The sequence below is a fragment of the Inquilinus sp. CA228 genome (assembly GCF_052078665.1).
GTDB lineage: Bacteria > Pseudomonadota > Alphaproteobacteria > DSM-16000 > Inquilinaceae > Inquilinus.
In genome coordinates, this window is sequence record NZ_JBQJIK010000001.1 from 152,509 (window position 1) to 174,537 (window position 22,029).

A 22,029-nucleotide genomic window follows, 5' to 3' on the forward strand; every position below is an offset into this window, starting at 1 on the left:
CCGGTCACGCGTCGCTACCCCTTGATCGCCCCCGCGGTCAGGCCGGCGACGATCTTGCGCTGGAACACCAGCACCAGGGCGATCAGCGGCAGGGTGACCACCACCGAGGCCGCCATGATCGGGCCGAACGGATATTCGTAGCGGCTGCCGCCGGAGATGGTGGCGATCGCCACCGGCACCGTGCGGTTCTCGTCCGACAGGATGAAGGTCAGGGCGAACAGGAACTCGTTCCAGGCCTGGATGAAGGCCAGCAGGCCGGTCGAGGCCAGGGCTGGGCCCATCAGCGGCAGCAGCACGCTGACCAGCACCCGGCCGCGGCTGGCGCCATCCATCAGCGCCGCCTCCTCCAGCTCGCGCGGGATGTCCTGGATGAAGCCGGTCAGCACCCAGACGGTGAAGGGCAGGGTGAAGATCAGATAGGCGAAGGTCAGCGACCCGACCCGGTTGTACAGGCCGAACCAGCGCACCAGCTCGAACATGCCGGACAGCACCACGATCTGCGGGAAGATCGAGATCATCAGGATCACCAGCAGCACCGTCCGCCGCAGCGGAAAGTCCAGCCGGCCGAGCGCGTAGGCGGCGCCGATGGCGAGCAGCAGCGAGATCCCGGTGGTCGAGCCGGCGACGATCAGCGAGTTGACGATCGAGCCGAGGAACACCGGGTCCTGCAGCAGCGCCTTGTAGTAGATCAGGTCGAAGGCCGGCAGCAGCGTCGCCTCGAACAGCGACGCCCCGGTCTTCAGCGAGGACACGATCGCCCAGTAATAGGGGAACAGGGTGTAGACCAGCACCAGGACGACGGCGACGCCCAGCCCGACGGTCTTCAGCAGCCGGCGCCGGCGGTACCGCGCGGCGGTCCGGGCCAGGGTGGGGGCGGCCTCAGCGGTCATCGGATGCTCGTCCGGTCCAGCCGGATCGCGCCGATGATGACGATGGCGATCAGGGCGATCAGCAGGAACACCCAGGTCGACGCGGCGGAGCCATAGCCCAGCTCCTGGAAGCTGACCAGCTGGTTGCGGGCGTAGATCGTCATGGTCATGGTCGGGTCGCCATTGCCGCCGAGGACGTAGCTGAGGTCGAACATGCGCAGCGCGTCGAGGGTGCGGAACAGCACGGCGACGCCGATCGGCACCCGCAGCATCGGCAGGGTGATCGAGGTCAGCCGCTTCCACCACGACACGCCGTCGACCCGCGCCGCCTCATGGATCTCGCCCGGGATCAGCTGCAGCCCGGCCAGGATCAGCAGCACCATGAAGGGCGTGGTGATCCAGACATCGACGAAGATGACGACGCCCAGCGCCAGCGACGGGTCGGCGGTCCAGGCCACGCCCTTGTCGATCAGATGCAGGTCGATCAGCAGGCGGTTGATGATGCCGAACTGGTCGTGCAGCAGCCATTCCCAGATCTTGGCCGAAACCACGACCGGGATCGACCACGGCACCAGGATGGCGGCGCGCAGCACGCCGCGGCCGGGGATCGCCCCGTTCAGCAGCAGGGCGATGGCGAGGCCGAGCAGCGTCTCCAGCGCCACCGAGACGATGGTGAAGACCAGCGTGTTCTCGACCGCCCGCCACCATTGCGGGTCGCGGGCGACGTCGATGAAGTTGTCGAGCCAGACGAAGCCGTAATGGGTCGGGTCGTCCAGGGTGGCGTCAGTGATCGAGAAGAACAGCGTGCGCAGCAGCGGCCACAGCGCCACCAGCGCCAGCGCCGCCAGCGTCGGCGCCAGGAACAGCCACCCGGCCCGCCGATGCGATCGGGCGACGCGGCCGGTCATGGGGCCGCCCTTCTCATAAGGGCCCCTTTCCCCCTCTTGTCATTGCCGGGCTCGACCCGGCAATCCAGGGCCACGAAGAACCGCTCCGGCGGCCCCTGGATGCCCGGGTCGAGCCCGGGCATGACAAGAAGAGGAAAGCGGGCATGGGCTTAGAGGCGGCCTGTCACCATTTCGCCCGCTGGCGCAGGCGCTCCAGCTCCTTGGCCAGGGCGGCCATTGCGGCGTCGGGCTGTTCGTCGCCGGTCAGCACCGCGTGCACCGATTTCGAGAAGGCCTGCGACACGCGGTTGTAGTTCGACCCGGTGGCGGCCGACGGCCGGGCGATGCTGTCGGCGAAGGCAGCTTGCGTGTCCTTCAGGAAGGGCAGCTTGGCCAGCACCTCCGGGTCCTCGTACAGGGCCGAGACGGTCGGGTTGTAGGCGCCTTGGATCGCCCGGCGCTTCTGGTCGGCGGCGCCGGTCATGTAGCGGATCAGGCTGACCGCCGCGTCCTTGTTCTCGGAGTATTTCGACACGCCGAGATAGGCGGGGCCCAGGCAGCCGCTCGACTTCTCGCCCGCGGCGCCGATCGGCAGCGCCGCCACCCCGACCTTGCCGACCAGGGCGCCGCCCGCCGTCTGCGAGGTGCCCCAGACATAGGGCCAGTTGCGCAGGAACACGGCCTTGCCGCTCTCGAACACGGCGCGGGAGCTCTCCTCGTCGTAGCCCAGCACGCCCTGCGGGCTGATCGTGTCGATCCAGCTGTGCGCCAGGGCCAGCGCCTGGGCCGCCTTCGGGTTGTCGATGGTGACGTCGCCCTTGGCGTCGATGACGGTGCCGCCCCCGGTGCTGGCGACCCATTCGATGGCGTCGCAGGTCAGCCCCTCATAGGATTTGCCCTGCCAGACGAAGCCCCACATGTCGGCGTCGCCGGCCTTGCGCTCGCCGTCCTGCACCGCCTTGGCGGTCTCGGTCAGCTCGGCCCAGGTCTTCGGCACCGCCTTGCCGTACTTCTCCAGCAGGTCCTTGCGGTAGAAGATCAGGCCGGTGTCCATGTACCAGGGCAGGGCCAGCAGCTGGCCGTCGATGGTCGCGGCGTCGATCGTGGTCGGGAAATGCGCCGCCACCTCCTCCTTCGGCACCATGGTGCCGAGGTCGAGCAGATGGTTCTTCAGCATGCCCATCCAGATCACGTCGATGACCAGCACGTCGACATCGGTCGACTTGGCCGCCAGCATCTGCTGGTACAGCGGCACGGCGTCGTCCCAGGACGCCGGCATCTTGTTGATCGAGACGGCGTTGCCGCTCTGCTTGGCCCAGGCCTCGGCGGCGCTGCTGCACAGGTCGTAGTCGGTGGCGCCGCAGAACAGCTTCACCGTCGCGGCCTCGGCGCCGCCGGCGGCGAAAACGGCCAGCGCGGCGGTCAGGGATAGGGTGGCAATCTTCACGGGTCCCTCCGTTCAAGCCCCTGTTTGAGAAATGTTGTTATCGGGCGGGTTGGTCCCGCCGCCCCCCGGTCCGGCCACTGCCGGACCGGTCTTAGACTAGACCGTGGAGGCCGGGGCCTCTTGTCGGATCATGGCCAGCAGCTCGGCCTCGCGCGGCAGCGCCCGGCCGCCGTAATCGGTGGTGGCCAGCGCGCCGCAGCCCGCAGCCAGGGCCAGGCTGTCGCGGAAGTCGAAGCCGCGCAGCCGGCCGTAGAGGAAGCCGGCGTTGAAGCTGTCGCCGGCGCCGGTGGTGTCGACCACCGTCACTTCCGGGGCCGGCACGGCGCAGCGCTCGCCCCGGCTGACGCCGATGGCGCCGGCGGCCCCGCGCTTGACCAGCACGGTCGGCACCATCGCCGACAGCCGCTCCAGGGCCGTGCTGACGTCCGGCGCGCCGGTGAAGGCCAGGGCCTCGGATTCGTTCGGCGCGAAGATGTCGATCTCGCGGAACAGCTCGGCCACGCCGGGCGAGTCGATCCGGTGTGGCACGTGCTGGCAGTCGAGATAGACCAGGATGCCCTGCCGCTTCGCCGCCCGCGCCAGGGCCAGCAGCTCCGGCTGCAGCCGGAAGCTCTGCAGCAGCAGCGCCTTGGGCGCGGCCGCCGCCAGCGCCTCCGGCGTCGGCGGCAGGTCGTCGCGCACGGCATAGCTGACGAAGCCGCGGTCATGGGCGAAGGAGAAGGCGGTGCTGACTCGTTCCAGCTTCTGGTCCAGCCGGCGGAACAGCCGGTCGTCCAGCCCCTCCTTCCGGGCCGCGTCCAGCGCCAGCTGGCTGAACAGGTCGGTGCCGAAATCGGCGGCCCAGGCGGTGCGCAGCCCCAGCCGGTGCAGCGCCGTGGCGGTGGTGAAGCTGGCGCCGGGCAGGGTGGCGAAGTCGCGGGCGAACAGGTCGACACCCAGCCGTGGCACCTCCGGCAGGCCGGTGAAGATCAGGTCCCAGTAGTATTCGCCGACCACGACGACGTCGCAGCCGCTGGGGCCGGTGCCGGTCATGGCCAGTTGCCGACATAGGGGGCATGGGCGGCGAGGTATTCGTCGACCAGCGCCTCGGCCCGGGAATAGGACAGCACCAGCGGATGCGCCACCAGCGCCTCGACCGCCAGGTCGCGGTCGCGCTCGCGGATCGCTTGCACCGCCAGCCGTTCATAGCGCTTGATGTCGTGTACCAGTTGGGCCTGCGCCTCCGGCATCGGGCCGATCGGCAGCGGCCGCACCCCGTCGCGGTCGACGACGCAGCTGACCTCGACCACATCCTCGTCGCGCAGCCCCTCGATGGCGCCCTGGTTCGGCACGTTTAGCCCGCTGTACAGCGGCTTGCCGGTCTCCAGCGCGTCCACAAGGTCCAGGGCGACGCCGGCATAGCCCTCGCCCTCGTCGCCCAGCAGCGCATGGGCGCCGGCGGCCAGCGCCCGGTCGGCCTCCTCCATGCTCGGCGCCCCTTCCTGGGCGTAGTGCATGTAGGTGGCGTTGCGGCGGTGGGCATAGGCGTAATAGGCCTCCAGCGCCTTCTCCGGGTTGCGGCGCCAGTCCAGCGCCGTCAGCTGCTCGATCAGCCCGTGGTTCAGGTCGCGCACCTCTTCGCCCCGCGTGCGGACGTCCGACCGGATCGCCTCCACCGCCTTCTCGGCATAGTAGAAGTAATACAGGTACTCGTTGATCCACATCCCGTGGCGGCGGACCACGCGCGGGCTGAACACCTTCTGGGCCGAGGCGGCCAGGAAGGCGTCGTCGGCCAGCAGGCGCGGCAGCACGTCCTCGCCGCCGATCTCGGCGCGGCGGGTGAAGGACAGGTGGTTCAGGCCGAACACCTCGGTGCGCACCGCCTTCTCCGGCACATCGAACCAGCGCGCCACGGCCGACTGGGCGGCGTTGGCGCCGTCGCAGATGCCGATGGTCCGGTCGTGGCCGGCGTCGCGCAGCGCCTGGGTCACCAGGCCGGCCGGATTGGTGAAGTTGAACAGCCAGGCGTCCGGGCTGACCCGCTGCAGCAGGTCGGCATAGCCCAGGATCGTCGGGATGCTGCGCAGCGCCATGGCGAAGCCGCCGGGCCCGGTCGTCTCCTGCCCCAGCACGCCATGCGCCAGGGCGATCCGCTCATCCTTGATCCGGCCTTCCTCCAGCCCCGGCCGGACCGTGGTCACGACATAGGCGGCGCCGTCCAGGGCGCGCTCGGGGTCCAGGCTGGTGGTGATCTTCACGGGGGACCTCTCGCGCCGGGCGATCTCCGCCCCCAGCCCGCCGAACAGCTCCAGCCGCGGCCCGTCGATGTCGAGCAGGCACAGCTCGGTCAGGTTGCTCCACTCCGCCCGGCGCAGCGCCGATTCGATGAACAGAGGGGCGCGGACGCCGCCGCCGCCGACCAGGGTCAGTTTCATGGTGCCTCCCGCGAACCGGCAAAGTTATGACTGGTTATAACCAGTCATGTCAATTGTGGCCGGAGCCCCGATTTGCGTGTATGCAGCAGGTGATGCCCGCCCCCTCCGAGAGGCCTTCCGCCCCGCCATGATCGACGGCCCCCTGAGCGACAATTCAGCCGGCGACGGACCTGCCGGCGACGGGTTGCGGCGCGACGATCCGCAGCCCCTCTACCGCCAGATCAAGCAGCGGCTGCGCGGGCAGATCGAGCGCGGCGAGCTCGGCACCGATGCCAAGCTGGCGTCGGAGCGCGCGCTGGAGAAGCAGTACGGCGTCAGCCGCATCACCGTGCGCCAGGCGGTGCGCGAGCTGGTGCAGGAGGGCTGGCTGCACAGCCATCCCGGCCGCGGCTTCTTCGTGGCGCGGCGCGAGGAGACCTATGAGCTGCACCTGCTGCGCAGCTTCACCGCCATCGCCGAGGCGCATGGCCGGACGCCGACCAGCCGGCTGATCGAGGGCTATGTCTGCCGGGCGCCGGCGGAGGTGGCGCGGCCGCTGTTCCTGCCGCCCGGCGCCGATGTGGTGATGCTGAAGCGGCTGCGCTGCCTGGACCGCCAGCCGGTGGTGCTGACCCAGGACTGGTTCGCCGCCCGGCTGGTGCCGGGGATCCTCGACCTTGACTGGTCGACCGGTAACCGCTCGCTCTATGCCGAGGTGCGCGACCGCTACCGGCTGCGCCCCGACCGCGGCCGCACCACGATGAGCGCCCGGCTGGCCAATGCGGAGGAGGCGGAGCTGCTGGAGCTGACGCCGCCCGCCGCGGTGCTGACGATCGAGCAGATCGCCTACGACCCGCAGGGGCGGCCGGTGAACATGACCTTCTCCACCCATCACCCGCTGCGCTATCCGCTCAGCCTCGACCAGCGGGGCTGAGCCGGGCGGCGGCCGGCCTCGGAAATGCCACATTGGGAATCACGATCCGATCACGGTCCGGCTCCTAAATGCTGCGGCGACAAAGACGGATCGCGGTGCATCGAGCAGGGAGGAAACGATCGTGCATGGCTCAGGTTTCGCAGGGGCCGGCCAGCGTAGCGCCGCACTGACGCAGGGGATCGAGCGGGCCGAGACCTATTTCGAGGGCAGCCCGCCGCCGCCCGACGGCATCTTCGGCTGGCGCCTGGCGCAGGAGGCCGCCCGGCTGGGCCAGCATCCGCAGGCCCTGGTCATGGACGCGCTGCAGCGCCTGGCCCGCAAGATGTATCTGGACGGGCTCGTCGCCGGGCCGGAGACGCTCAATCCGGACGTCCCCGCCGGCTACACCTATCTCGGCCAGCTGATCGCGCATGACCTGACCTTCACCGATCTCGGCACGCTCTCGCGCTCGGCGGTGGCGGGGCCGCTCTGGGCCAGCCCGGCCCTCGATCTCGACTGCCTCTATCGCGGCGGGCCGTTCCGGTCGCCGATGCTGTACCAGCAGCGCACCGGCGGCCCCGATGCGCTGCGGCTGAAGCTGCGGGTCGGCTATACCGGCGGCCGGACCTGGGACGAGGCGGCCCCGGAGGTGCCCGGCGATCCGGTGTCGGCCAAGGCGCCGCAGCCGCGCGACTTGGCGATGATCGCCTGCATCGACGCGGCCTCGAACGCGACCGACGTCCATCCGGTGGCGCAGGACGTGCCGCGGCAATGCCCGGTCGAACCGCTGATCGGCGACGTCCGCAACGACAACAACCTGATCCTGTCGCAGATCACGGTCCTGTTCCATCGCTTCCACAACCGCATCGTCGACGCGATCCTGGCGTCGCCGCACTGCCCGTCGGACCACGAGGTCTTCGAGATCGCCCGCGCCCTCGTGATCGCGACCTACCGGTCCGTGGTGCGGCACGACTATCTCGGGCACCTGCTCGATCCCGGGATCTGGCAGCGCTATGTCCGGTCCGACGGAATGCAGGCCCTGGGCGGCTTCGGCCGGCGCCTCGCCGCCGATGCGGATACGCCGCTGCCGGCCGAGTTCATCATGGCCGCCTTCCGCTTCGGCCACGCCATGATCCGGCCGGCCTACCGGCTCAACCGGGCGCTGCTGCTGGACGAGACCAGCCTGAAGGGGCTGATGACGTTCCGCCGCGGCGCCCTTGTCGCCCGCGGCAAGGTCCCGGGCTGCCCGATCCCGAACGACTGGATTCTCGGCTGGGATCTGTTCTTCCCGGAAACGACGGGGGGCGACGAGAACAAGTCGCACCTGATCGGCCCCTGGGTGACCGCGCAGCTCTACACGATGTCGGCCATGGCGCATGACGACATGCGCCGTATGGTCGGCGGCGACCCGATCTATGAGGAAGGCTATGGCGGGCTGCCGTTCCGGGATCTGGCGCGCGCCTATCTGTCCAGCATGCCGAGCGGCCAGTATCTCGCGGGCCAGGTCGGGGTCGAGATCTTGACGCGGGAGGAGCTGCTGGGCGGCGACGATGGCGGCCTTGCCGGCATGAATGCCCGCACCCGGCGCAATCCTCTCGCCGAAGCCCCGGACGGCGTGATCGGGGCCCTGGCCGAGGATACGCCGCTGTTCTACTACATCATGCGCGAGGCGGAGGTCCGCCATCAGGGGCGGCGTCTGGGGCCCCTGGGGTCGGCGATCGTCGGCCAGGTGATCCTGGCCGCTTCGATGGTCACGTCGACGCTGGTCGAGCCCGGCGTGATCCGGCGCTGGAGCCGCGTCCTGTTCAAGGGCGGCGCGGTGCCGGACAGCATGCGCGACATCATCGGCTTCGTCGACTCGCCGCCGGCTCCGGCGGTGGCGTCGCGGCCGATCTCCCAGGCCAGCGTCTGATGGCGGGGTTGCGATAAGGTGATGCCCTCCGCATCGGGTGCCGATGCGGGGGTGGGGGGCGTCGGCCGCCCGCACGGGCTGCCGATGCAATGGAAGAGCAAGATAAGGAGGACAAGCCGTGACAGACAACAACGATGAATCGACCATCCTGCCGATCGAGATGGAGATGGCCGACCGCGAAGCCGCCGGCCGGCTGATCGTCGGCATGGCGATCGGCGAGATTCCGCGGCCGAATACGACCGCGGAAGCGCTGCAGCTGCTGAAGGACCATGGCATCGAGCTGAAGGACTTCCCGGCGTCCGGGAAGGAGATCCGCTTCGTCAGCCGCGACGACGCGGTCTATGTCGTGCTGCCGCCGGCCGATCTGATGCGCCAGCGCATCGCGGAATACTCCAAGGCTCCCCGCTACACGCTGCCGGGCGAGTACAAGCTGCAGGTGGAGAACGACCCGAACGCGCTGAAGGCGCTCGGCATGTTCTACTTCCGGGTCGGCGACTACAGCTTCGGTCAGTGCCGGTGAGGCCAGTACAGCTGCTCCTCGCCGATGTCGGTCGCGGGAAGGCCGGCCAGGATCAGGCCTTCCCGTAGCTCGCGCCAGCGCCCGACATTGCGGATCGGGAAGCTGCTGAGGAACCACTCGACGATGGCGGCGTCGGTGCATTCGGCGTCGCCATGCCAGGCGTCGCGGGCGTTGCGCAGGAAGAGGCGCGCCTCCTCCTGCGCCCGCCGGATGTCGCCGAGCTGGCCGAGGGCGGCGGCCTTCCAGGCCGGGATGTTGAAGATCGACTGCCCGGCCCGGTCGGCGGCCTCGACGCAGCCGGTGACGTCGCCGTGCAGGAAGCGGATGCCGGCGAGATAGGCCCAGTGATGGGGCGGGATCAGCGGGTTCAGCTCGAAGGCATTGGCCACGAGATCGAGCGCGATGTCGGTCCGGTCGACGAAGGCGAAGCCCTGCGCCGCCGACATCAGCACCGACGGGTTGCTCGGGTTCAGGTCGCGCGCCAGCTCCAGATGCAGGTCGGCCTGCGGGTAGCGGGTCGTCATCATGTAGGACCAGGCCAGGGTCAGATGGCCGCGCGCATCCAGGGGGTCGAGCTCCGCCGCCCGCCGGGCCAGGGCCAGCGCGTCGTCGGCCATGGCGCGGTCGCGGCGCACGCCCGGCAGGATGATGTGCCGGGAGTTGTAGATGTTCGCGAGGCCGCTATAGGCCGGGGCGAAGCTGGGCCAGTCCCGGATCACGTCCTTGAACAACGCCTCGGCCTCGAACTCCGCCTGCGGCTCCCAGAAGTTCAGCAGATACTGGCCGCGCAGCCAGCGGATATAGGGCCCGTGCGCGAAGTCGCGATCGCCGATCTGCCGCGACAGGGCGTTCGCCGAAATGTGGATGTCGAGCGTCGCCGACACGCGGCGGGCGATCTGGCGCTGCTGGTCCATCCAGGATTGCAGCGCCAGCGAGAAGGTCTCCGACCACAGCGACCGCTTGCGGGTCAGCTCGGTCAGCGAGACGACGATCAGCAGATCGTCGTCCTTGTGCCGGAAATCGGTGGACAGGCGGTAGTCGGCCTGCTGCGGCGCCCCGGCCGCGGGAGCCGCTTCCGGCGGCTCGACCACGATCCATTCCCGGAACCGCACCAGATTGGCGATCAGCTCGCTGCGGAAGCCGTGGACGACATAGTCGTCGATGCCCTCGGGCAGGCCGGGACTCAGGCGGTCCACCTCGATGATCGGCAGCCGGGACTGCTCCTCGGCCGGCGCCGAAGCCGCCTGGGCGGTGTCGTCGAACGAGCCCTTCTTGATGTCGACGATCAGACGCTGCGTCTCGTCCGACGGCTCCATGTCGTAGTCGTTCTGCAGCAGGTCCCACAGCGTGCTGTACAGCTTCAGCGCCGCCGCGATGTTGCCGCGCAGCGCCTGCTGCAGGATCAGGACGCGATAGGCCTCCTCATGCGTCGGGTCGATGTCGAGCAGCGAATGGGCCGCCTCGGCGGCGATCTTCTCGCCCGAGGCCGGATCGCGCAGGATCCGCTCGAGGCCGCCGATGAAGGTCTTGCGCCATTGCTGCCGGCAGACGGTGAGCCAGGAGGCGAACTCCCGGTCGAGATCCTCGAACCCGGTCAGGATGCGGTCCGGATTGGCCAGGCCGAGCGCCAGGATCGACGACAGGACGCCCTTCGCCAGGTCGGCGGCAACCAGTTCGAGATCGATCTCGATGGATTCGCGCCGGATGCGGATGTCCTGGCGCCCGATCTCGACGATGCCCGGCCGGACGGCGTCGAGATTGTCGCGCAGCTGCTTCAGGCACTGCCGCAGCGAGCCGCGGGCGTGATCGCCGTCGCTCTCGCTCCAGAACACCCCGGCGACGCGCTCGCGGCTCTCGATCGCCATGCCGCTCAGCGCGACGAAGGCGAAGATCGCCTGGGACTTGCGGCTGCCGAGCTCGATCCGCTCCCCGTTGCCGAGGCGGAGATCGAAACCGTTGCCCAGCGACAGCCGCAGACGCTCTACACCAGCTTTCTCCGGCGCGGGTACATCTTCCCGATCCGGAGTCCTCACGCTCCGTAGTGCCGGAACCGCCATCCGCGGTCTCCCTTCCCCCAACCAATTGAAACCGCAGCGGACTGGGCTCACAAACTATTAAATATCGCCGGGCGCTCGATCAAACTATTCAGCGGACGCCCGAAGTGTGAGGCCGTCTGGCGCAGCCCCTCCGTCACCGCGGCGGACGAGGAGGACTGTAGCTTCGGCGATAGCAGCTTCACGACGGAAATCCCAGCCCTCCCGGTCAGATCGACCCGGAAAATCGCCATGCCCTGCTGGGCCAAGGCGGCCAGGAGACCGGGCAGGGAGTCCGGTCCGTCGGTGCCGTTGTCCGTCGCGTCGCCATTTGCCGTGGCCAGCAGCGCCTCGGGTCGCAGCGCGTGCTTCGCGGCGAGCCGCTCCTGGTCCGCCGGGTCCGGCACCGGCCCGGCGCGGCGCAGCCGGAGGAACAGCAGGTCGTTGGCGATCTCGGACTGGATCATCTCCAGGACGGCCGCCTCCAGCGCGGCGGCCCGGCCGGGCCGGGCGGCGAAGCCCAGGGCGACCAGGCCGTGGATGGGGCTGACGGAGGCCGCGGCGATGACGGCGAGCGGCAGGCCGCCGGCGTCGAGTTCGAGCGCGAAGCCCTGGCGCGGCCATGGCGTCTCGGCCCCGGGGCGCAGCCGGTCGATCGCGGCGGCCATCAGCGCCGGCGGCAACCGGCGGGCGGGCCGGCCGCCATGCCACCAATGCGCGACCACATGCCGCTCGACCAGCTCGAACAGGGCCGATCGGGCGGCGGCGTCGGGGGTCGGGCCGGCGGCACACCCTTCGCTGACCGGGACCGCGGCCCGCAGCCCGCTTGACCGCCCGAAGACCAGCGGCCGCGGCACCAGCACGGGACGGCCGGTCGCCAGCTCCACCCCGGCGACGGCCGGGGCAGCCGCGAGCGCCGCTTCCGATGCCACGCCGGTCCGCGCCTCGACCTGGCCGGCGAAGCGGGCGGCGATGGTCTCGGCCGCGCCGTCCGGGGCGGCGTCGCCGATCTCGGGCGCGGCCAGGGCCAGGGTCTCCGCCGCCTCGCCGATGCATTTCTGGAAGGCCCGCCACGGGCTCGGGTCGCATCCGATCACGCCGTCCACGGCGATCGCCGCGCCGTCGCCGGCGGGCCGGCGCAGCCGGGCGCCGAGGACAGTCAGGCCGGGATAATCCATCGCCGGCACCACGAAGCTGGCCTCCAGCGTCGCGGCCAGCCGGAACAGCCGGGCGGTCCGCGCGTCCTCGTCGCTGCCGTCCGGCGCCACCCCGAAGGCCGCCAGGAGCCGCCGGGCCTCTTCCACGGCCTGGCCGGCTGCGCCAGAATCGGGGGCTTGCTCGAACAGCCGGGCACAGGTGTCGTAGACGGAGGGCGGTGCGAGCATGATGCTCCGGATCACGGGCGGGACCTGCGCCCATATCACCATGGCAGCCGCGAAACGCGTGGAGATTTTTGCCGGATGCCGCTCCTGACCGCCCTCGATCACCTCCTCGCCGACCGGATCGCCGCCGCGCTCGGCGTCCGGCCGGTGGCGGCCGAGCCGCTGCCGGGCGGGTCGACCGTCGCGGTGCTGCGGGTCGACCTCGCCGATGGCGGCCGGGTGGTGGCCAAGGCCGGGGCGGGGCCGCTGCTGCTCGAGGCCTGGATGCTGGGCGAGCTGGCCCGGCATTCCGCCCTGCCGCTGCCGGCCGTGCTGCACGCCGCCGAGGACCTGCTGCTGCTGGAGCATGTCGAGCACGAGCCCGGGCCGCCCTCGGCGTCGGCGCAGCTGCATGCCGCCGAACTGCTGGCGGCGCTGCACGGGCCGGCCTGGCCGCGCTTCGGCTACGGCCGCGACACCACCATCGGCAAGCTGCCGCAGCCGAACCCGCCGGCCGACCGCTGGGTGCCGTTCTTCCGCGACCACCGCCTGCTGCACATGGCCCGCGCCGGCCATGCCGAGGGCACGGTCGACGCCGATCTCCTGCGCCGACTGGAGGCGCTGGCCGCGCGGCTCGAGGAGCTGCTGTCGGAGCCGCGCCATCCGGCGCTGCTGCACGGCGACATCTGGACCGGCAACCTGCTGCACCGGGGCGGCCGAATCGCCGCATTCATCGACCCCGCCATTTCCTGCGGCCATCCGGAGATGGAGCTGACCTACCCGACCCTGTTCGGCACCTTCGACGATATTTTTTTCCGCCGCTATGCCGAGCTGGCGCCGCTCGATCCCGACTTCTGGAACGACCGTCGGCCGATCTATCTGCTGTATCCGCTGCTGGTGCATGTGCGGTACTGGGACCCGGCCTATGCCGCGCCGATCCGCCGGATTCTCGACCGCTACGGCGCCTGATCCATGGCCTAAGCCCCCGAAACGTCTTATGATTCATTGAGATTGTAACGGTCCATTTTCTTCGCCATAGTCGCGCCAATCCGACGTCGACGCGGAGCTTGAACAGAGAAACGCCCTCGGTTTAAACGGCGAGCGAACAGATGAGGACGACCATCCGCGGATGGTCTGTGGAGGCAATTCGGCGCGAGCATGGAATATTTCCTGCAGCAGCTCATCAATGGGCTGACGCTGGGCGCGATCTACGGTCTGATCGCGATCGGCTATACGATGGTGTACGGCATCATCGGCATGATCAATTTCGCCCATGGCGAGATCTATATGATCGGCGCGTTCATCGCGGTGATCGGCTTCGTCGTGCTCGGCGCCTTCGGCGTGCCCGGCGTGTCGGTGGCCCTGGCCCTGGCGATCGTGCTGATCGTCAGTGTGGTGGTGACCGCGGCCTATGGCTGGACCGTCGAGCGATTGGCCTACCGGCCCCTGCGCGGCTCGACCCGGCTGGCGCCGCTGATCTCCGCGATCGGCATGTCGATCTTCCTGCAGAACTACGTCCAGCTGCTGCAGGGCGCCCGGCGCAAGCCGGTGCCGCCGCAGATCCCGGGCGGGTTCCAGCTGACCTCCGGCGGCGGCTTCGACGTCAGCCTGTCGTATCTGCAGATCATCATCGTGCTGCTCACCCTCAGCCTGATGATCGGGCTGACATGGGTGATCAACCGCACCTCGCTCGGCCGGCAGCAGCGCGCCTGCGCCCAGGACCGCACCATGGCGGCGCTGATCGGCGTCGATGTCGGCCGCACCATCTCGACGACCTTCGTCATCGGCGCGGCGCTGGCCGCGGTGGCCGGCGTGATGGTGACCCTCTACTACGGCGTGATCGACTTCTACATCGGCTTCCTGGCCGGCATCAAAGCCTTCACCGCGGCGGTGCTGGGCGGCATCGGCTCGCTGCCGGGAGCGATGCTGGGCGGCATCCTGATCGGGCTGATCGAGGCCTTCTGGTCGGGCTACTTCTCGTCGGAGTACAAGGATGTCGCTGCCTTCACCATCCTGGTGCTGGTGCTGATCTTCCGCCCGTCCGGCCTGCTCGGCCGCCCCGACATCGAGAAGGTCTGACGCCATGGCGACGATCGCGCAATCCGACGCGGCCGCCGGGCGCCGCCTCGACCTCGTGGCCATGGTGAAGGAGGCCGGGGTCGCCGGCCTGATCGCGCTGGTCCTCACCGCCCCGCTGGTCGGCATCCGCACGGTGGAGCAGAGCGGCGCGCTGGGCTATCAGACCGACTTCACCGCCGTCGCCATCGCCGTCGGGCTGGTCTTCCTCGGCCGCATCGGCATCATCCTGAACCGCGAGGGCGTGTCCCGGCCGGTGTTCTGGATCAGCCTGCTGTTCCTCGTCGTCTTCGCCCTGCCGCCGGTCTACCAATATCTGCGGCCGCTGATTTCCGATGCGCTGCCGCCGCTGCCGGTGCAGGATCTGCACTCGGTGCCGCTGCTGCTGATCGGGGCGTTCGGGGCGCTGTGGCTGCTGGTCCAGTCGATCCTGGTGCAGCGCCGCAACCGCGCCAGCCTGTCGCGGCAGGAGCGCGATCGGGCGATGGACCGGGTCGGCGCCCGGGTGCAGCGTCTCAGCGTCTATGTCGGACCGATCCTGGTGCTGCTGGCGGTGATCTTCCCGTTCACCGACCTCGCCACCCGCAGCACGCTGGGCGTCGCCATCATCGTGCTGACCTACATCATGCTCGGCTGGGGGCTGAACATCATCGTCGGCCTGGCCGGGCTGCTCGACCTCGGCTACGTCGCCTTCTATGCCGTCGGCGCCTATTCCTACGCGCTGCTGGCGACCACTTTCGGCTTCAGCTTCTGGCTCTGCCTGCCGCTGGCCGGGCTGCTGGCCGCCGGCTTCGGCGTGATCCTGGGCTATCCGGTGCTGCGGCTGCGCGGCGACTATTTCGCCATCGTCACCCTCGGCTTCGGCGAGATCATCCGCATCATCCTGATCAACTGGGCGCCGGTCACCAACGGTCCGAACGGCATCAACAACATCCCACGGCCCAGCTTCTTCGGCTTCCCCTTCGACCGCAACCCGCCCGAGGGCGTCACCGCCTTCCACCAGCTGTTCGGCCTGGACTACGACCCGACGCAGCGCATCATCTTCCTCTACCTGCTGATCCTGGCCCTGGCTCTCTTGGTCAACTTCATCAGCGTGCGGCTGCGCCGGCTGCCGGTCGGCCGGGGCTGGGAGGCGATCCGCGAGGACGACATCGCCTGCCAGTCGCTCGGCATCAACCGCACCAACCTGAAGCTGGCGGCCTTCGCCACCTCGGCGATGTGCGGCGGCTTCGCCGGCAGCTTCTTCGCCACCTACCAGGGCTTCATCAGCCCGGAGAGCTTCTCCTTCATCGAATCGGCGATCGTGCTGGCGATCGTGGTGCTCGGCGGCATGGGCAGCCAGCTCGGCATCGTCGTCGCCGCCTGCCTGATCATCGGCCTGCCGGAGGCGTTCCGCGGCCTCGACCTGTACCGCATGCTGGTGTTCGGCCTGTGCATGGTCGGCATCATGGTGTGGCGCCCGCGCGGCCTGCTGGCGCATCGCGACCCGACCATCCTGCTGCACGGCAAGAAGGGAGCCTCTTCGTGACCGCCCTTCTGACCATCGAGCATGTCTCGATGCGCTTCGGCGGCCTCGTCGCCATCGACGACGCCACCTTCGACATCCGCGCCGGCGACATCACCGCCGTGATCGGGCCGAACGGCGCCGGCAAGACCACGCTGTTCAACTGCATCACCGGCTTCTACCGGCCGACCTCGGGGCGGATGACGCTGCGGGTCGACGGCAGCGAGTTCCTGCTGGAGCAGATCCCGGGCTACCGCATCGCCCAGCAGGCGCGGGTCGCCCGCACCTTCCAGAACATCCGGCTGTTCGCCGGGATGAGCGTGCTGGAGAACCTGATGGTGGCCCAGCACAACAAGCTGATGAAGGCCTCGGCCTTCTCGATCGCCGGGCTGTTCGGTCTGCCCAGCTATCGGCGGGCGGAGCGCGAGGCGGTGGAGAAGGCGAAGTTCTGGCTCGACCGGGTCGGGCTGACCGCCCAGGCCGACGATTCCGCCGGCAGCCTGCCCTATGGCGGCCAGCGCCGGCTGGAGATCGCGCGGGCGATGTGCATCGACCCGGTGATCCTGTGCCTGGACGAACCGGCCGCCGGCCTCAACCCGCGCGAATCGCAGGAGCTGAACGGGCTCCTGCGCGCCATCCGCGACGAGCACGACACCAGCGTGCTGCTGATCGAGCACGACATGAGCGTCGTCATGCAGATATCCGACCACATCGTCGTGCTCGACCATGGCAAGAAGATCGCCGACGGCACGCCGGCCGAGATCCGCAGCGACGAGGCGGTGATCCGCGCCTATCTCGGCGAGCCGGAGGAGGATGATCTGCCGCCGGAAATCGCCGCCGATCTTGCCGCCGCGACCGGGGAGGCCCGGCCGTGATGCTGTCGCTGCAGGGCGTGCACACCTTCTACGGCGCCATCGAAGCGCTGCGCGGCGTCGATGTCGAGGTCAAGGAAGGCGAGATCGTCACCCTGATCGGCGCCAACGGCGCCGGCAAGTCGACGCTGCTGATGACGATCTGCGGCAACCCGCAGGCGCGCCAGGGGGCGGTGCTGTTCGACGGCAAGGAGATCACCCGGCTGCCGACCTTCGAGATCGTGCGCCGCGGCGTCGCCATCTCGCCGGAGGGCCGTCGCATCTTCCCGCGCATGACGGTGATGGAAAACCTGCAGATGGGGGCGCTGACCGCCGATCCGGTGGAGTTCGGCCGCGACCTCGAGCAGATCTTCACCCTGTTCCCGCGGCTGAAGGAGCGGCAGGTCCAGCGCGGCGGCACCCTGTCGGGCGGCGAGCAGCAGATGCTGGCGATCGGCCGTGCGCTGATGAGCCGGCCGCGCCTCCTGCTGCTGGACGAGCCGTCGCTCGGCCTGGCGCCGCTGGTGGTGAAGCAGATTTTCGAGGCGATCAAGGTGATCAACCGGGAAAAGGGCATGACCGTGTTCCTGGTCGAGCAGAACGCCTTCCACGCGCTGAAGCTGGCGCATCGCGGCTATGTCATGGTCAACGGCCGGGTGACGATGAGCGGCAGCGGACGCGAGCTGCTGGCGAATCCGGAGGTCCGGGCCGCCTATCTCGAAGGCGGGCATTGAGGGGCGGGCGATGGAACAGATCCTCGGAACCTCGGTCGGCGATTTCATCTTCGTCAGCCTGATTTTGGGCGGCGGCGCCGGCCTGCTGACCGGGCAGGGCCAGGCCCAGGGCTGGGCGCCGATGCGCAAGGTGATCCCCTTCGTGGTGCTGCTCGCCTGTGCGACCCGGTTCCTACATTACGCGCTGTTCGGCGGTACGCTCTTGTCGCCGACCGGCTTCGTCATCGATCTTGTCTGGATCGGCCTGTGCGCCACGGTCGCCTACCGGATGACGCGGGCGGCGAAGATGGTGCGGCAGTATCCGTGGCTGTATGAGCGCGCCGGCCTGTTCGGCTGGCGCGAGCGGCCGCCGGCCGCACGGTAAGACGCCGGTCCTTTCGGATCGGCGGGAAGCAAAGACCGGCGGGGTCGTCCCGCCGGGCGATGAACTGGGAGAGCGATCTGATGACGAGATTCAACCGAGTGCTCCTGGCCGGCGTAGCCCTGGCCGCAATGGCGTCGGCCCCGGCCTGGGCCGAGGTGAAGATCGGTCTCGGCGCGCCGCTGACCGGCCCGAACGCCGCCTTCGGCGAGCAGCTGAAGCGCGGCACCGACGCCGCGGTGAAGGCCATCAACGACGCTGGCGGCATCAACGGCGAGAAGATCAGCGTGGTCTATGGCGACGATGCCTCCGACCCGCGCCAGGGCGTCGCCGCCGCGAACGAGTTGGTGGGGCAGGGCGTGGTGGCGGTGATCGGCCACTACAACTCCTCGGTCTCGATCCCGGCCTCCGCGATCTATGCCGAGGAAGGCATCGTCCAGATCACCCCGGCCTCGACCAACCCGCAGCTGACCGAGCAGGGGCAGAAGACCACCTTCCGCACCTGCGGCCGCGACGACCAGCAGGGCGACGTCGCCGGCGCCTTCATCGCCGAGAAGTTCAAGGGCCGCAACGTCGCCATCCTCCAGGACCAGACCACCTACGGCAAGGGCCTGGCCGACGCCACCAAATCGGCGATGAACAAGGCCGGCCTGACCGAGGTGCTGTATGAGGGCATCACCGTCGGTGAGCGCGACTTCTCGGCCGTCGTCTCGAAGATGAAGCAGGCCAAGATCGACCTGATCTATTTCGGCGGCCTGCACAACGAGGCCGGGCTGATCGTGCGCCAGGCGCGCGAGCAGGGGCTGAACGCCCAGTTCATTTCCGGCGACGGCATCGTCACCCAGGAGTTCTGGGGCATCACCGGCGAAGCCGGTGCGGGCGTGCTGATGACCTTCCCGGCCGACCAGCGCAGCAATCCGGGCGCCAAGGCGGTGGTGGACAAGTTCCGGGCCGACAAGTACGAGCCCGAGGGCTACACCCTCCTCACCTATGCCGCGGTCCAGGCCTGGGCCGAGGCGGCGACCAAGGCCAAGAGCCTGGAGGGACCGAAGGTGGCCGAGGCGCTGCATGACGGCAGCAAGTACAGCACCGTGATCGGAGATCTGTCCTTTGACGCCAAGGGCGATCTGACCAAGTCGGACTACGTCTTCTACATCTGGAACAGCGGCACCTACGCTGAAGCCACCCAGGGCGAGCTGGCCAAGGTCGGCGCCAAGTAACACCAAAGGCCAGTGGCGGACGCCACCGGCCATGGACATTGTCGACCCGGCGGAGAACCCCGCCGGGTCTTTTTTGTCATATGATTGATCGCGGGGCCGATCCGTGGTGTAACAGACGGTCTATATCGCAGTGCAGCATGGGGGTCAGCGATGGAGCTGCCAGCCACCCCGATCACCATCGAGCCGCGCGGGCTCGACCGGGAGTCGCTGAAGCGCGACATCCTGGAATGGCTGGTCTACGCCGTCGGGCGCGAGATCCATCGCGCCACCCGGCACGACTGGTTCGCCGCCACGGCGCTGGCCGTGCGCGACCGCCTGGTCGACCGCTGGATGGGGGCGCAGCACCTCGAAGAAGCGACCGACGGCAAGCGGGTCTATTATCTCAGCCTGGAATTCCTGATCGGCCGGCTGATGGCCAATGCGCTGACCAATCTCGGCCTGTATGAGACCTGTCGCGAGGCGCTGTCCGATTTCGGCGTCGATCTCGGCGCCGTGCTGGAGGTCGAGCCGGACGCGGCGCTCGGCAATGGCGGCCTCGGCCGCCTCGCCGCCTGCTTCCTCGACAGCATGGCGACGCTCGGCATCGCCGGCACCGGCTACGGCATCCGCTACGAATACGGGCTGTTCGAGCAGCAATTCGACCGCGGCTGGCAGGTCGAATACCCCGAGGACTGGCTGAAATTCGGCAATCCCTGGGAGTTCGAGCGGCCGGAGGTCGCCTACCCCATCGATTTCTTCGGCAAGGTCGAACCCGGTGAACCGGGCCCCAACGGCAAGCCGACGGCGCGCTGGCAGGGCAGCCAGCGGGTGCTCGCCGTCGCCTACGACACGCCGGTGGTCGGCTGGGGCGGCGCCACGGTCAACACCCTGCGGCTGTGGTCGGCCAAGCCGGTGCGGGAGTTCGACCTCGTCCGCTTCAACTCCGGCGACTATATGAAGTCGGTCGAGGACAAGATCCTGTCCGAGACCCTGTCGCGTGTGCTGTACCCGAACGACAACACCCCGGCGGGGCAGGAGCTGCGGCTCAAGCAGGAATACTTCTTCACCTCGGCCTCGCTGCAGGACGTGCTGCGCCGGCACCGGATGCATCACGACGGCTATGACGACCTGCCGGCCAAGGCGGCGATGCAGCTGAACGACACCCATCCGGCGATCGCGGTGCCGGAGCTGATGCGCCTGCTGATCGACCGGCACCGGCTGGACTGGGATCGCGCCTGGAAGATCACCACCGGCTGCATCAGCTACACCAACCACACGCTGATGCCCGAGGCCTTGGAGACCTGGCCGGTGGCGCTGCTGGAGCGGGTGCTGCCGCGCCACCTGCAGATCATCTACGAGATCAACGACCGCTTCCTGAAATCCTCGCGCGTGATCGCCAAGGACCCGAGCCGCCTGTCCACCCTGTCGCTGATCCAGGAGGGCTGGGACCGCCGGGTGCGCATGGGGCCGCTGGCCTTCCTCGGCAGCCACCGGGTCAACGGCGTCTCGGCGCTGCACACCCAGCTGATGCGCGAGACGGTGTTCCGCGACCTGAACGAGGAGTTCCCGGACCGGATCACCAACAAGACCAACGGCATCACCCCGCGCCGCTGGCTGGTGCAGGCCAACCCGAACCTGGCGCAGCTGATCCACAACATGATCGGCACCGGCTGGGAGGACGATCTGGAGCGGCTGTCGGCCCTGGCCGGCAAGACCCAGGACACCGCCTTCCGCGAGGCGTTCTGGGCGGTGAAGCGCCGCAACAAGGCGCTGCTGGCGCATCACATCGGCGAGATCGCGGATCTCCGCGTGTCCGGCGACGCGCTGTTCGACGTCCAGGTCAAGCGCATCCACGAATACAAGCGCCAGCTGCTGAACATCCTGCACGCCGTGGCGCTGTGGCAGGAGATGCGCGACACCCCGGACGCGGCCTGGACGCCGCGGGTCAAGATCTTCGCCGGCAAGGCCGCCCCGGGCTACGCCACGGCCAAGCTGATCATCAAGCTGGCGAACGACGTGTCGCGGGTGATCAACGCCGACGCCGAGATCCGCGACCAGCTGAAGATGGTGTTCCTGCCGAACTACAACGTCACGCTGGCCGAGCGCATCATCCCGGCCGCCGACCTGTCGGAGCAGATCTCGACCGCCGGCATGGAGGCCTCGGGCACCGGCAACATGAAGTTCGCGCTGAACGGCGCGATCACCATCGGCACGCTGGACGGCGCCAATGTCGAGATCGCCGAGCGGGTGGGCGCGGACAACATCCTGATCTTCGGCATGACCGCGGCCGAGGTGGCGGCGAAGCGTGCCCAGGGCTACGACCCGGCGGCGGTGATCGCGGCCGACCCGCGCCTGGCCCGCGCCGTGGCGGCGATCGAGGACGGCACCTTCTCGCCCGACGATCCGGGCCGGTTCCGGCCGCTCACCGACGCGCTGCGGCACAGCGACTGGTTCCTGGTGGCGGCCGATTTCGCCGCCTATTGGGACGCCCAGGCCCGCGCCGCCGCGCTGTACCGCGACCGCGCCGGCTGGACCCGCATGGCGATCCAGAACACCGCCCATGTCGGCTGGTTCTCCTCCGACCGCACGGTGCGCGACTACGCCGAGGAGATCTGGGACGTCTGGCCGCCGCTGGCCCGGGCGGCGGAGTAGGGGCGTCGGGACACAGTCGAAAAGGTTAACCCGTCATGGCGAGCCCCGAAGGGGCGTGGCCATCCATATGTGGACGGCCCCCTGCCTGCAAGGCATTCGGTCAGGGTTCTGGGTTCGGATCGCTTGCATCCATATGTCCGGCCTGTTGGGTGCGATCGCACTTGATCGCTGGCCAAGATGATATCCGCGTCGGGAGACCCGCACAGAGGTGAGACGTCGAAGCGCCACTGGATGGCACGGAGTGTCTCCCGTCTTGGATCGATCGATCCCATCATCTGTTCGTCTGCTTGCAAGTTCCGGCCTCGGCGGGGTCGTGG

General features: G+C 69.2%; 18 protein-coding genes. 11 read left to right on the forward strand and 7 right to left on the reverse strand.

Annotated elements, in window-relative coordinates:
* Positions 1-14: 14 nt before the first annotated feature.
* The 5 genes from ACTOWL_RS00760 to ACTOWL_RS00780 form a co-directional block, all read right to left on the reverse strand.
* Positions 15-890, reverse strand: coding sequence for a carbohydrate ABC transporter permease (locus tag ACTOWL_RS00760; protein WP_441319269.1), 876 nt, complete (start codon positions 888-890; stop codon positions 15-17).
* Positions 887-1,777, reverse strand: coding sequence for a carbohydrate ABC transporter permease (locus ACTOWL_RS00765; protein ID WP_441319270.1), 891 nt, complete (start codon positions 1,775-1,777; stop codon positions 887-889). The genes ACTOWL_RS00760 and ACTOWL_RS00765 overlap by 4 nt, the downstream gene beginning before the upstream one ends.
* 163 nt (positions 1,778-1,940) lie before the next feature.
* Positions 1,941-3,203: an ABC transporter substrate-binding protein gene (locus ACTOWL_RS00770; protein WP_441319271.1), complete on the reverse strand. Its 1,263-nt coding sequence runs from the start codon at positions 3,201-3,203 to the stop codon at positions 1,941-1,943.
* 96 nt (positions 3,204-3,299) lie between these two features.
* Positions 3,300-4,235, reverse strand: a complete 936-nt coding sequence (locus ACTOWL_RS00775; RefSeq protein WP_441319272.1) for a carbohydrate kinase family protein — start codon at positions 4,233-4,235, stop codon at positions 3,300-3,302.
* Positions 4,232-5,617 carry a family 4 glycosyl hydrolase gene (locus ACTOWL_RS00780; RefSeq protein ID WP_441319273.1) on the reverse strand — a complete coding sequence of 462 codons (1,386 nt, stop codon included), beginning with the start codon at positions 5,615-5,617 and terminating at the stop codon, positions 4,232-4,234. The genes ACTOWL_RS00775 and ACTOWL_RS00780 overlap by 4 nt, the downstream gene beginning before the upstream one ends.
* A gap of 127 nt (positions 5,618-5,744) precedes the next feature.
* Here ACTOWL_RS00780 and ACTOWL_RS00785 point away from each other — a divergent pair, with 127 nt between their 5' ends.
* From ACTOWL_RS00785 to ACTOWL_RS00795, 3 genes are all read left to right on the forward strand, one after another.
* Positions 5,745-6,530, forward strand: coding sequence for a GntR family transcriptional regulator (locus ACTOWL_RS00785; RefSeq protein ID WP_441319274.1), 786 nt, complete (start codon positions 5,745-5,747; stop codon positions 6,528-6,530).
* Positions 6,531-6,651: 121 nt separating this feature from the next.
* On the forward strand, positions 6,652-8,421 hold the full coding sequence (locus ACTOWL_RS00790) for a peroxidase family protein (protein WP_441319275.1): 1,770 nt from the start codon (positions 6,652-6,654) through the stop codon (positions 8,419-8,421).
* Between the two features lie 118 nt (positions 8,422-8,539).
* Positions 8,540-8,941 (forward strand): hypothetical protein, encoded by a 402-nt coding sequence (locus ACTOWL_RS00795; protein WP_441319276.1) that lies wholly within the window; start codon positions 8,540-8,542, stop codon positions 8,939-8,941.
* On the opposite strand, the gene ACTOWL_RS00800 is transcribed toward ACTOWL_RS00795, so the two are convergent.
* Positions 8,929-10,998, reverse strand: coding sequence for a BTAD domain-containing putative transcriptional regulator (locus ACTOWL_RS00800; protein WP_441319277.1), 2,070 nt, complete (start codon positions 10,996-10,998; stop codon positions 8,929-8,931). The genes ACTOWL_RS00795 and ACTOWL_RS00800 overlap by 13 nt on opposite strands.
* A 47-nt stretch (positions 10,999-11,045) precedes the next feature.
* Positions 11,046-12,359, reverse strand: coding sequence for a YcaO-like family protein (locus ACTOWL_RS00805; protein WP_441319278.1), 1,314 nt, complete (start codon positions 12,357-12,359; stop codon positions 11,046-11,048).
* A gap of 75 nt (positions 12,360-12,434) precedes the next feature.
* On the opposite strand from ACTOWL_RS00805, the gene ACTOWL_RS00810 reads away from it, so the two are divergent.
* The 8 genes from ACTOWL_RS00810 to ACTOWL_RS00845 all read left to right on the forward strand — a co-directional run bounded on the left by ACTOWL_RS00810 (position 12,435) and on the right by ACTOWL_RS00845 (position 21,712).
* A complete protein-coding gene (locus ACTOWL_RS00810) occupies positions 12,435-13,304 on the forward strand; it encodes a fructosamine kinase family protein (protein ID WP_441319279.1) in 870 nt (289 codons plus the stop codon).
* Positions 13,305-13,493: 189 nt separating this feature from the next.
* On the forward strand, positions 13,494-14,414 hold the full coding sequence (locus tag ACTOWL_RS00815; protein ID WP_441319280.1) for an ABC transporter permease subunit: 921 nt from the start codon (positions 13,494-13,496) through the stop codon (positions 14,412-14,414).
* Positions 14,415-14,418: 4 nt separating this feature from the next.
* Positions 14,419-15,939, forward strand: coding sequence for a high-affinity branched-chain amino acid ABC transporter permease LivM (gene livM / locus ACTOWL_RS00820; protein WP_441319281.1), 1,521 nt, complete (start codon positions 14,419-14,421; stop codon positions 15,937-15,939).
* A gap of 29 nt (positions 15,940-15,968) precedes the next feature.
* Entirely contained in the window at positions 15,969-16,790 is an 822-nt protein-coding gene (locus ACTOWL_RS00825) for an ABC transporter ATP-binding protein (protein ID WP_441319315.1), read from the forward strand.
* Positions 16,790-17,500 carry an ABC transporter ATP-binding protein gene (locus ACTOWL_RS00830; RefSeq protein ID WP_441319316.1) on the forward strand — a complete coding sequence of 237 codons (711 nt, stop codon included), beginning with the start codon at positions 16,790-16,792 and terminating at the stop codon, positions 17,498-17,500. Before ACTOWL_RS00825 ends, ACTOWL_RS00830 begins: the two co-directional genes overlap by 1 nt.
* 10 nt (positions 17,501-17,510) lie before the next feature.
* Entirely contained in the window at positions 17,511-17,864 is a 354-nt protein-coding gene (locus ACTOWL_RS00835) for a DUF6867 family protein (RefSeq protein WP_441319282.1), read from the forward strand.
* An 80-nt stretch (positions 17,865-17,944) separates the two neighbouring features.
* Complete coding sequence (locus ACTOWL_RS00840; protein ID WP_441319283.1) at positions 17,945-19,081, forward strand: branched-chain amino acid ABC transporter substrate-binding protein; 1,137 nt, start codon at positions 17,945-17,947, stop codon at positions 19,079-19,081.
* A 150-nt stretch (positions 19,082-19,231) separates the two neighbouring features.
* Positions 19,232-21,712, forward strand: coding sequence for a glycogen/starch/alpha-glucan phosphorylase (locus tag ACTOWL_RS00845; RefSeq protein ID WP_441319284.1), 2,481 nt, complete (start codon positions 19,232-19,234; stop codon positions 21,710-21,712).
* Positions 21,713-22,029 lie beyond the last annotated feature (317 nt).